This is a genomic window from Bacteroides sp. AM54-2NS, from assembly GCF_003602935.1.
GTDB lineage: Bacteria > Bacteroidota > Bacteroidia > Bacteroidales > Bacteroidaceae > Bacteroides > Bacteroides xylanisolvens.
Window position 1 is genome coordinate 1 of the sequence record NZ_QTMZ01000083.1, and the last position, 10954, is coordinate 10954.

9 protein-coding genes, 1 other RNA gene and 1 pseudogene are annotated in these 10954 nt (G+C 41.4%); 9 read left to right on the forward strand and 2 right to left on the reverse strand.

Features of this window, described 5'->3' with window-relative positions; genetic code table 11:
• Window positions 1-1495: ISL3 family transposase (locus DXA05_RS25035; RefSeq protein WP_128859752.1), on the reverse strand; the 1495-nt coding region annotated here is incomplete at its 3' end.
• A gap of 946 nt (window positions 1496-2441) precedes the next feature.
• On the opposite strand from DXA05_RS25035, the gene DXA05_RS25040 reads away from it, so the two are divergent.
• The 8 genes and pseudogenes from DXA05_RS25040 to DXA05_RS25075 all read left to right on the forward strand — a co-directional run bounded on the left by DXA05_RS25040 (window position 2442) and on the right by DXA05_RS25075 (window position 9048).
• Window positions 2442-2666: a winged helix-turn-helix domain-containing protein gene (locus DXA05_RS25040; protein WP_004301899.1), complete on the forward strand. Its 225-nt coding sequence runs from the start codon at window positions 2442-2444 to the stop codon at window positions 2664-2666.
• A gap of 193 nt (window positions 2667-2859) precedes the next feature.
• Window positions 2860-4404 (forward strand): peptide MFS transporter, encoded by a 1545-nt coding sequence (locus DXA05_RS25045; RefSeq protein ID WP_128859753.1) that lies wholly within the window; start codon window positions 2860-2862, stop codon window positions 4402-4404.
• 40 nt (window positions 4405-4444) lie between these two features.
• The gene (gene hpt, locus DXA05_RS25050) at window positions 4445-4981 is read left to right on the forward strand and encodes a hypoxanthine phosphoribosyltransferase (protein WP_004308350.1); all 537 of its coding nucleotides are present in this window, start codon (window positions 4445-4447) and stop codon (window positions 4979-4981) included.
• A gap of 59 nt (window positions 4982-5040) precedes the next feature.
• On the forward strand, window positions 5041-5610 hold the full coding sequence (locus tag DXA05_RS25055) for an adenylate kinase (RefSeq protein WP_128859754.1): 570 nt from the start codon (window positions 5041-5043) through the stop codon (window positions 5608-5610).
• Window positions 5611-5699: 89 nt separating this feature from the next.
• The gene (gene obgE / locus DXA05_RS25060; RefSeq protein ID WP_087322624.1) at window positions 5700-6854 is read left to right on the forward strand and encodes a GTPase ObgE; all 1155 of its coding nucleotides are present in this window, start codon (window positions 5700-5702) and stop codon (window positions 6852-6854) included.
• Window positions 6851-7663 (forward strand): peptidoglycan editing factor PgeF, encoded by an 813-nt coding sequence (gene pgeF / locus DXA05_RS25065; RefSeq protein WP_128859755.1) that lies wholly within the window; start codon window positions 6851-6853, stop codon window positions 7661-7663. Before obgE ends, pgeF begins: the two co-directional genes overlap by 4 nt.
• 50 nt (window positions 7664-7713) lie before the next feature.
• Complete coding sequence (locus DXA05_RS25070; RefSeq protein WP_049703270.1) at window positions 7714-8379, forward strand: phenylalanine--tRNA ligase beta subunit-related protein; 666 nt, start codon at window positions 7714-7716, stop codon at window positions 8377-8379.
• 28 nt (window positions 8380-8407) lie between these two features.
• Window positions 8408-9048: pseudogene (locus tag DXA05_RS25075) on the forward strand (M23 family metallopeptidase).
• Window positions 9049-9091: 43 nt separating this feature from the next.
• Here DXA05_RS25075 and DXA05_RS25080 read toward each other — a convergent pair.
• A complete protein-coding gene (locus DXA05_RS25080; RefSeq protein ID WP_128859757.1) occupies window positions 9092-10273 on the reverse strand; it encodes a lactonase family protein in 1182 nt (393 codons plus the stop codon).
• A gap of 183 nt (window positions 10274-10456) precedes the next feature.
• On the opposite strand from DXA05_RS25080, the gene ssrA reads away from it, so the two are divergent.
• Window positions 10457-10853, forward strand: a transfer-messenger RNA (tmRNA) gene (gene ssrA, locus DXA05_RS25085).
• The last annotated feature ends 101 nt before the right edge of the window (window positions 10854-10954 follow it).

The window sequence follows — 10954 nt, forward strand, 5'->3', positions numbered from 1 at the left end:
TCGTCAGTGCCATATTCCGTGTTGCCTTCGCTTTTTCAATCCACTTTCTAATATCCTTATCATAAGTGTTCCCATTAATCATATCTCTGAAATTCTGACACACGCTTAAAAGTTCTTTAATCTGCGGTGAGGACTTATACAGTTCCGCTAGTTTAGGATTATCCGATTCTCCCTTTAGAATGTATTTGCGTATCTGATTCTGTGAAACTCTCTGTATTTTACTTCTGTTTTCAATGCTCTCATTATGCTCCTTGACTTCCTTCCTCTTTTGTTGATACCTTTTTCGCAAGCTGGATGTTATCCTTCCAATAAGTGCGCCACTGATTTTACTCCCCATTTTTTGTGCCAATATTTTTCGAGTAATACAGCCCGCACTAATGATTGTAGCCAGTTCGGATACATATTTAAGAGCTGTCTTCTGTTGCTCATTCAAGTATGCCCCTATTCTTCTGTTGTGAATAATCTTATAAATGTAGCGACTTTTCTTACCCAAATGTGTGGCTGTCTGCTCAATGGTCATCCCCTGCATTTTTAAGTTCAGGCTTTCCCTGTATATCTTCAATTTTTCTCTGTGTCGGACATCTCCCATGTTAAATATGTCCTGAAGAATTAACGAAGAAGCCGTGTCTCTGTCAGGATATTCGTATTTGAGCTTTTTCTTGGTCTGACGGATTATTTTCTCTATTTCCGGTATCATCGTGTCCGTCATATTCTTGATTAGATGGAACCGGTCGCAGATTTGTGTAACACCAGGAATTATTCTGTTTATAGCCTCTGTGAAACATCTTCCACGGTCTCTCGTTATATATTGTATTTGAGGATTCCGGATGAGCCAGTTATCAAGTGCTTCTCCGTTTCTATCCTCTAACAAAGCAATAGGTATGTGTGTCATCTGGTCTACGACCACACTCATATAATCCTTACCTTTTTTATAGGCAAAATCATCAATACCTACATAAATACTTTTATTATGCATAGGATTGTGTTGTCCGCACTGTTGTAGGATGCGTAAGCAGGAAGAACTACTGGCTGTTATATGGAACAGTTGCAAAAGAGAAGAGGCCTTTCGGGAAGTAAGTTCCAAACTTATCGATCTGATGCGTTCCTCAACAAGATAGCTCCGTCTACCATACCGACGAGCCAGAAAAGACAACGGTTCGCAGAATATTTTTTGTGGACAAGAAACATTGTCACAATAATATTTGCCAACCTTGATGACTAACTCCAAAGTATGACCGTAAACTTCAAGATCCTCAATATGACGGGAGTAGTAACTGTGCAATCGGTGACTGAAATGTCCGCAATAAGGACAGGAAGCCCCTTTGCCAGCCGTATGTAGAAAGACCGTCAATGAGCCAACAGCTTCAGAGATACCATCTTGTTGCAGATTATCGTAGCCAAGACTGAATCTGAAATCATGGAATAATCCCCTATTTGTAGGAGCATTTTCTTTTTTTGATGTATATTTGTACGTTGTAGATATGACTTGTTGCATTGTAACTCTTAATGATGTGGTGTCTTTAAAGTTACTAAAAAGCAAACATATCTACAACTTTTAATAGGATTAAGAAAGAAGAAGACAGTTGAAATAAAAAAGAGATTACCACCAAATTTGACGAAGAACCAGATTTCTTCATTTCATTTCTCATATTCTCATTGTTTTTCGATAAACGAAAGCTAATCAAATAGATATCTTATGAGAAACACTTTTTCGAAACGGTATTTCTCATAAGTTCTCCCATATTTTGGCTCAAAAGCCGCCTTATTCTCATAGTATTTCAGGGTATTTCTCATAGTCAAAAGCCATTTGTTCTTCCTTTTTTCTTTCAGCCTGCCTTATTTTTATCAGGAAATGAAGCTACTATTTAGATAAAATAGTGGCTTTTTGCTTGAAGATGCTCATTGGTCTCGATTGTCCCATATATTGTGGGAAAGTTTTCCTTCAATATACGGGAATACTTTCCCAAGCCTTAGGGAATCTTTTCCCACAATATGTGGAACTAAGACACTGTGTATGGAAGCAAGCAAAAGGAATACATAGTTTTATTTATTCAATGTCAGCTTCCGGCACACTACACTATGAGAAATGAAGCAAAATCCGGGTTATTTTGCGAAGAAACTATGAGAAATACCTGTTTTAAAATCATTTCTCATAGCCTATCTTATTAGTTTACTGCCACTTGTTTCTTATTTATGAGAATATGAGAAATGAAAAATCTTTTTCTGTAGAGGCGCGGATGGAAATTGTGTTTAGTTTATCGCCATACCTTCTTAAACAAATTTTTAATGCGGTTCCCCTTATTAAGCCTTTGATTATTTGCCGTTTCCGATAAAAATGTTATCTTTGGAGATAGATAATGTGCATCACATCATTTTCCAGTGCTCACAATGAAAATGAATTAAAATCTAAATAACGGATTGTTTAATCTTCTAAAGTTTGCATGATGGAAAAGACAAAAATTGGCTTGAATGCCGGGAAAGTATGGCGCATCTTAAATGAAAAAGGTGAACTTTCAATGTTCGATTTGTGCCGTGAATTAAGTTTGACGTTTGAAGACGTAGCTCTCGCTATTGGTTGGCTGGCCCGAGAAGACAAAATCTTTTTGAGGAAAAGAGAAGGAATGCTTTTTGCCAGTATCGAAAATGTCGAATTTACTTTTGGCTAAGGTGGTAGCTAACCTACATTTAAGATGGATCTCCACTTTATTATTTACACTGCTAAAAAAGTAATGAAGTGGATCAGTAGGATTTTTTATGCTCGTTTTTACTATTCCCCCTATTATTCTGTTTGATAAGAGAAGCATCTAATCTACTTTTTCTGTACCTTTGCACCCCATAAACTACTAAACACATAAATTCATGAGTGCATTGAAAGGGCATCCGAAAGGCCTTTATCTGATTTTCGCGACAAGCACGGCAGAACGTTTCAGTTACTACGGTATGCGTGCGATCTTTATTCTTTTCCTGACGCAGGCATTATTGTTTGACAAAGAAGCGGCAGCATCCATCTACGGCAGCTATACCGGACTAGTTTATTTAACCCCGTTGATTGGCGGATACATTGCCGATAAATATTGGGGAATCCGTCGTTCCGTGTTTGGGGGAGCGGTGATGATGGCAGTCGGGCAATTCCTGATGTTTATGAGTGCCTCCACTTTAGATAATACAAACCTTGCCCATTGGATGATGTATGGCGGACTAGGCTTCCTGATCTTGGGCAATGGTTGCTTCAAACCCACTGTCTCTTCTCTGGTAGGTCAGCTCTACGAACCCGGAGACAGGCGGCTGGATGCTGCATACACCATTTTTTATATGGGAGTGAATGTAGGCTCTTTTGCTGCTCCTTTGATTTGTGGTTATCTGGGTGATACCGGTGATCCGCATGACTTTAAATGGGGATTTCTTGCAGCCGGAATCATGACACTGTTCACCGTTGTTCTTTTCGAGACTCAAAAGAATAAATATCTTTTTTCTCCTTCCGGAGAACCGATTGGTATTATCCCCGATGCTAAACGTGAAAAGAAAGAAGACAAGGTCGACCATATCTCACACCCAAAGATGGACAAACGTACCAAAGTACGTAATACCCTTGTAATCACAATTCTTACCATTGCTTTAATAGCCTTCTTTAACTATGCATTTGAAGGCGATTGGGTGAGTATCGGCATTTTTACCGCTTGCATTGTTTTCCCTGTTCTGATCTTGTTAGACGGTTCATTGACCAAAATAGAACGCAGCCGTATTTTCGTTATCTATATAGTAGCCTTCTTTGTCATCTTCTTCTGGGCAGCCTACGAACAGGCGGGAGCTTCTTTAACTCTCTTCGCATCCGAACAGACGAATCGTGACATTTTCGGTTGGGAAATGCCGGCTTCATGGTTTCAATCCTTCAATCCACTGTTTGTAGTTGTTCTGGCATATATCATGCCGGGTGTATGGGGGTTCCTGAACAAGCGAAAGATGGAACCTGCTTCTCCTACCAAACAAGCGATTGGTCTGTTACTCCTTTCTTTAGGTTATCTTTTCATCTGTTTCGGAGTGAAAGATGCTGTTCCCGGAGTGAAAGTGAGCATGATTTGGCTGACAGGACTTTACTTTATTCATACCATGGGTGAAATAGCTTTGTCGCCTATCGGACTTTCAATGGTAAATAAATTGAGTCCGCTGCGTTTCGCCTCCCTGATGATGGGAATCTGGTATCTGTCTACTGCCACAGCCAATAAATTTGCGGGAATGTTGAGCGGACTCTATCCGGAAGCCGGAAAAGTGAAGTCAATCTTTGGTTATCAGATTGCTACCATGTATGATTTCTTTATGGTATTCGTCGTGATGTCCGGTGTTGCTTCGTTGATTCTGTTCCTTCTCTCGAAGAAATTACAGAAGATGATGCACGGGGTAGAATAAAAAATCGTATTTTTGCAAGGTTATTTTTAAATTACCGGTTATGGATACCATTCAGATAAAAGACAAATTGTTTACCGTTTCCATTAAGGAACAAGAAATTCAGAAAGAAGTGATTCGCGTAGCGAACGAAATCAACCGCGATTTGGCAGGTAAGAATCCGCTTTTTCTTAGTGTGTTGAACGGTTCGTTCATGTTTACCGCTGATTTATTGAAGCATATCACCATCCCTTGTGAAATCTCATTTGTGAAGTTGGCGTCTTATCAGGGCATCACTTCCACCGGAGTGATTAAAGAGGTAATCGGCCTGAATGAAGACATTGCCGGACGTACCATTGTGATCGTAGAAGATATCGTAGACACAGGACTGACGATGCAGCGACTGCTCGAAACATTAGGTACACGCAATCCCGAAGCTATTCATATCGCTTCTCTGTTGGTGAAACCTGAAAAGCTCAAGGTAAACCTCAACATTGAATATGTAGCGATGGAAATCCCGAACGACTTTATCGTAGGTTACGGACTGGATTATGATGGTTTCGGACGTAATTATCCCGATATTTATACAGTAGTAGATTAATATTAAATAGGTACCAGTTTAAATGGTAAATAGTAAATCGTTAAATTGTAAATAACAAAATGTTGAACATCGTAATTTTCGGTGCTCCGGGTTCAGGAAAAGGAACACAGAGCGAACGTATCGTAGAAAAGTATGGAATCAATCACATCTCGACAGGAGATGTATTGCGTGCTGAAATCAAGAATGGCACAGAACTGGGTAAAACAGCTAAAGGTTACATCGACCAAGGTCAATTGATTCCTGATGAATTAATGATTGATATTCTGGCAAGCGTATTCGACAGCTTCAAAGATAGCAAAGGTGTAATTTTCGACGGTTTCCCAAGAACAATTGCACAAGCAGAAGCATTAAAGAAAATGTTGGCAGAAAGAGGACAGGACGTTTCTGTAATGGTTGACTTGGATGTTCCGGAAGAAGAACTGATGGTACGTCTCATTAAACGTGGCAAGGATTCCGGTCGTGCTGATGATAACGAAGAAACAATCAAGAAACGTCTGCATGTATATCATTCACAGACTGCTCCACTGATCGACTGGTACAAGAACGAAAAGAAATACCAACACATCAACGGCTTGGGTACTATGGAAGGTATCTTCGCTGAAATCTGCGAAGCAATAGATAAATTGTAATAATACAATATTATAAATAAATAAGTCAGTAGCCGGAGTGTTCTAATTAACTGCTCTAACTACTGACTACTTTAACTCTTTAAAAAAATATGGCTGAATCGAATTTTGTTGATTACGTAAAGATATACTGTCGCTCGGGTAAGGGCGGAAGAGGCTCTACGCACATGAGGCGCGAGAAATATTGTCCTAACGGAGGTCCTGATGGGGGCGATGGTGGAAGAGGAGGTCATATCATCTTGCGCGGTAACCGTAATTACTGGACATTGCTGCACTTGAAGTATGACCGTCATGCAATGGCCGGTCATGGTGAATCGGGGAGCAAAGGACGTAGTTTCGGAAAAGACGGTGCGGATAAAATAATAGAAGTACCCTGCGGAACGGTAGTTTATAATGCCGAGACAGGGGAGTATCTTTGTGACGTAACAGAAGACGGACAGGAAGTGGTCTTGCTCAAAGGCGGCCGCGGCGGTCAGGGTAACTGGCATTTCAAGACGGCCACCCGTCAGGCTCCGCGTTTTGCGCAGCCAGGAGAACCGATGCAGGAAATGACCGTTATCATGGAGCTGAAACTGCTTGCCGATGTTGGTCTGGTAGGTTTCCCGAATGCGGGAAAGTCAACTTTGCTTTCTTCCATTTCGGCTGCCAAACCGAAAATTGCCGATTACCCGTTTACTACACTCGAACCCAACTTGGGCATCGTTTCCTATCACGGTGGAAAATCCTTTGTGATGGCGGACATACCGGGTATTATCGAAGGTGCTAGCCAGGGGAAAGGTTTGGGACTGCGTTTCTTGCGTCATATCGAGCGTAATTCATTACTGCTGTTTATGGTTCCGGCAGACAGCGACGACATTCGTAAAGAATATGAAGTCTTGCTGAACGAACTGCGTACCTTCAATCCTGAAATGTTGGACAAGCAACGTGTGTTGGCTGTCACCAAGAGTGATATGCTCGATCAGGAGTTGATGGACGAGATTGAACCTACATTGCCGGAAGGCATTCCACATGTATTCATATCTTCTGTTTCCGGTTTGGGTATCTCGGTGTTGAAAGACATCCTTTGGGAAGAACTGAACAAGGAAAGCAATAAAATAGAGGACATCGTTCACCGTCCGAAAGACGTGACCCGTCTGCAACAGGAACTCAAAGACATGGGCGAAGATGAAGACATCGTTTATGAATATGAGGAAGATGGCGACGATGATATCGATTATGAGTACGAAGAAGATTGGGAAGAAGAATGATTTCTCTTACAAAACATAACGAGTTGAAGGGATATAAGTCATTAGATGCATATCCCGAAGTAGCTCATTTCGTAACTACACGTCACGGAGGTATAAGCACCGGAGCTTACGGCTCTTTCAACTGTTCGCCTTATACCAACGACTCATGTGTGAACGTCAATCGCAATCAGAACTGGTTGTTTCAGTGCATGAATCATCAGATAAAGGAATTATTTATTCCTGAACAGAGTCATGGTTGCGCCAGTCTGATTATCAATGAATCATTTTTTAAAGAATCATTGGAAATGAGACGGCTACTTCTGCGAGGAATGGATGCCTTGATAACTAATGTGCCGGGATATTGCGTTTGTGTCACGACGGCGGATTGTGTTCCTGTATTGCTGTACGACAAAAAACAACACGTTGTGGCTGCCGTTCATGCCGGATGGAAGGGAACGGTGAAGCATATTGTCAGTAATGTGATGGACCACTTGAATAAGATGTTCGGGACGCAAGGCGAAGATGTGATAGCTTGCATCGGGCCGAGCATTTCGCTCGAATCATTTGAAGTAGGTGATGAGGTGTATGATGCTTTTGAAGAAAGCGGCTTCGATATGTCTCTCATTTCTATGAAGAAGAAAGAAACAGGCAAATATCATATTGATTTGTGGGAAGCCAACCGGATTGAATTACTGAATCTCGGAGTGCCTGCAGAACAGATAGAAGTGGCCGGAATCTGTACCTATATTCATCATGATGAATTCTTCTCTGCACGTAGACTGGGAATAGATTCCGGTCGTACATTGTCGGGAATAATGATTAGAAAGTAATAATTGGTGTCTGTTATTGCAGGACGCTGATGATTGGTTTATGATAAGTTATGTTTGAAATAAAAGTATCTAAAGAAATAAAAGACGCATGTCCGGTTTTTGCCGGAGCCGCTGTGTATGCTGTTGTGAAAAATACAGCTTACAGCGAAGGGCTTTGGCAGGAAATCGACGCTTTTACCAAGCAACTGACTTCCACAACACAGATGGAAGACATCAAACATCAACCCGTTATCTTTGCTACCCGTGAGGCTTATAAACGTTGTGGCAAAGACCCCGGACGTTACCGCCCGTCAGCCGAAGCTCTACGCCGCCGCCTGATGCGTGGAATTCCTTTATATCAGATTGATACGTTGGTAGACCTTATCAACCTTGTGTCTCTTCGTACGGGACATTCGATCGGTGGTTTTGACGCGGACAAAATACAAGGTACGCATCTTGAACTCGGTATCGGCAAAGCAGGAGAACCGTTTGAAGGTATCGGACGCGGGGTATTGAATATCGAAGGATTACCTGTATATCGTGATTCTTTCGGCGGAATCGGAACCCCGACAAGCGACCATGAACGTACGAAGATGGACCTCGAAACTACTCATATCCTAGCCATAGTCAACGGTTATAACGGAAAAGAAGGTTTGCAAGAAGCTGTTGAAATGATACAGACCTTATTAAGAAACTATACAGAATCGGATGGAGGCGAAATCGTATTCTTCGAATAATTAGAATGAGTGCTCTAAGAAAAAAGACATGAAAAACATACTTATCTTACTGACAGTTTTATTATTATTGCCACTGACTGCGACGGGCAGGATAAACCTTCCTTCTCTGCCCGCGAAATGGCTGATGTACGGGTAGCTACTCCCGGATTATTTGCTAAAAGCAATCATATCTATCTGCATTTGGATTCTCTGAAAGATCACGAATATGCTTTCCCATTACCCGGAGGAAAAGTAATCTCTGCCTATGGAACTCGCGGAGGACATTCGGGAACAGACATTAAGACCTGTGCAAAAGATACGATTCGTGCTGCTTTTGATGGAGTGGTGCGTATGTCGAAACCCTATTATGCCTACGGAAATATCGTTGTAATCCGCCACGCTAACGGATTGGAAACACTTTATAGCCACAATTTCAAGAATCTGGTTAAAGCTGGTGATGTCGTAAAAGCCGGACAAGCTATCGGGCTGACAGGACGTACCGGTCGTGCCACTACCGAACATGTACACTTCGAAACCCGTATTAACGGGCAACATTTTAATCCGAATCTCATTTTTGACTTAAAAGAGAGGACATTGCGGAAAGAATGTATCAAGTGTACCAAGAACGGGAGTAAAATCGTTGTGAAGACTCAAATTCCTGACAATCGGATTGCTCAAAATAAAAAGTAAAGGGCTATCAGTAGTTGATGAATAGCCGGGAGATTATGACAAATTATGGCACAAATTTTATGCAGACCGGCTTGTCTACTTTAATATCCTGCTGTACATCTGTTAATAGTCCTGTATCTGTATCTCTTTCATAAACTTGTATCACATTGCTATCTCTGCAAGCAACCAACAAGTATTTCCCATTAGGTGTGATGATGAAATTGCGTGGATGAATCCCTGTCAGTTGGTAGCCTGCTTTCGCCAACATTCCGTTATCCGGGTGAATACTGAATATGGCAATACCATCTGCTTTCAAACGATTGCTGGCGTACAGGAATTTACCATCCGGGCTGATATGAATATCGGCGCTTCCTTGTGCGTTTACCGTATCGGCAGCGATTGTCTGGATCTCTTTTAAATCTCCGTCTTTATATTCAAAAGCGATTACTGTGCCCGATAACTCATTAATCAGATAGGCGTAATGGCCGTTTGGCGAGAAAGTCAGATGACGGGGACCCGAACCGGCTTTCACTTTAAAGGCAGCAGGCGATCCTTCTTTCAGAAATGCTTCCTTATTTTCTGCATTTGCAGCTGGGTTAATGATAAACTTATGTATTTGATCTGTACCCAAGTCATCGGCAAACAAGTATTTACCATCCGGAGTGATACGGACACAATGCAGATGCGGTTTCTCTTGTCGTTCCTCGTCTATTCCCGTACCTTTGAATTGTATAATATCGGAAACGGGTAGGAGCGAGCCATCTTTTGCAATAGGGAAAACGGAGATACTGCTGCCGCTGTAGTTGGCAGTTATCACATTGTTTCCACTGGCAATGATATAGCAAGGATCTTCACCTCCCGTTTGCTGTGAATTTAATAGTTGTAAAGTACCTTTTTCTTTATTGAAGGCAAATGCATTGGCGGCAGCTTGTGTATTGTTGAATTCACTGACTGCATAGACGAATTTTCCGTCGGCAGATGGAACAAGATAAGAAGGATTTTCAACTTCCGTTTCACTTAACGGAGTAGCTGTCCCGTCTTCTTCGTTGAAGCGGTAGCTATATATCCCTTTACTGGTTCCTGATGTGTAAGTACCCACCAACATGGTTAGTTCGTTTTCCGTTGTATCGGTTGTTTCCATAGGAGTCTTTTTTTTAGAAGTACAGCCACTGATACTGATTCCGAATATGCAAACAGCGGCAAATGCTTTGAATATAGATGTTTTAGATAGATATGTCTTAATCATAAGTAGCTTATTATTGGTTGATTTTTCATGATGCTTTTTCACCTTAAATATAAAATAGCTCCGTAAAGATAGTGCTTTGATATAATATTTGCTAACGTCTTCTCGTAAATTAGAAAACATTTCCTATCTTTGCACCCTTGGAAAGAGTTCTAAACAATCGCTATTCTGTACGAATAAAAATTTGGGCTTGACTGGATTTGACAGCGGGCAGAAATGGTAGGTAAGCATGCAGTGGGTCGGTAATTTCCACTTAAATATCAGTTATCAAAATTTTATCTGGCGAAACTAATTACGCTCTTGCTGCTTAATCGAATCACAGTAGATTAGCTTAATCCAGGCACTAGGTGCCAGGACGAGACATCACTCGGAAGCTGTTGCTCCGAAGCATTCCGGTTCAGTGGTGCAGTTACATCGGGGATAGTCAAAGGCGGCCTCGCACTTTTGATGAAACTTTAGAGGATAAGGCAGGAATTGATGGCTTTGGTTCTGTTCCTGCACGAAAATTTAGGCAAAGATAAGCATGTAGAAAGCTTATGATTTCCTCGTTTGGACGAGGGTTCGATTCCCTCCAGGTCCACAATAAATGCTGATTTTAAGTCATTTATGAGATTTGCACCCCGCTTTACATCCTAATAATGTAGCGGGGTGTTTTTGTTTTATTTAATATTCCTATTTTCTGTG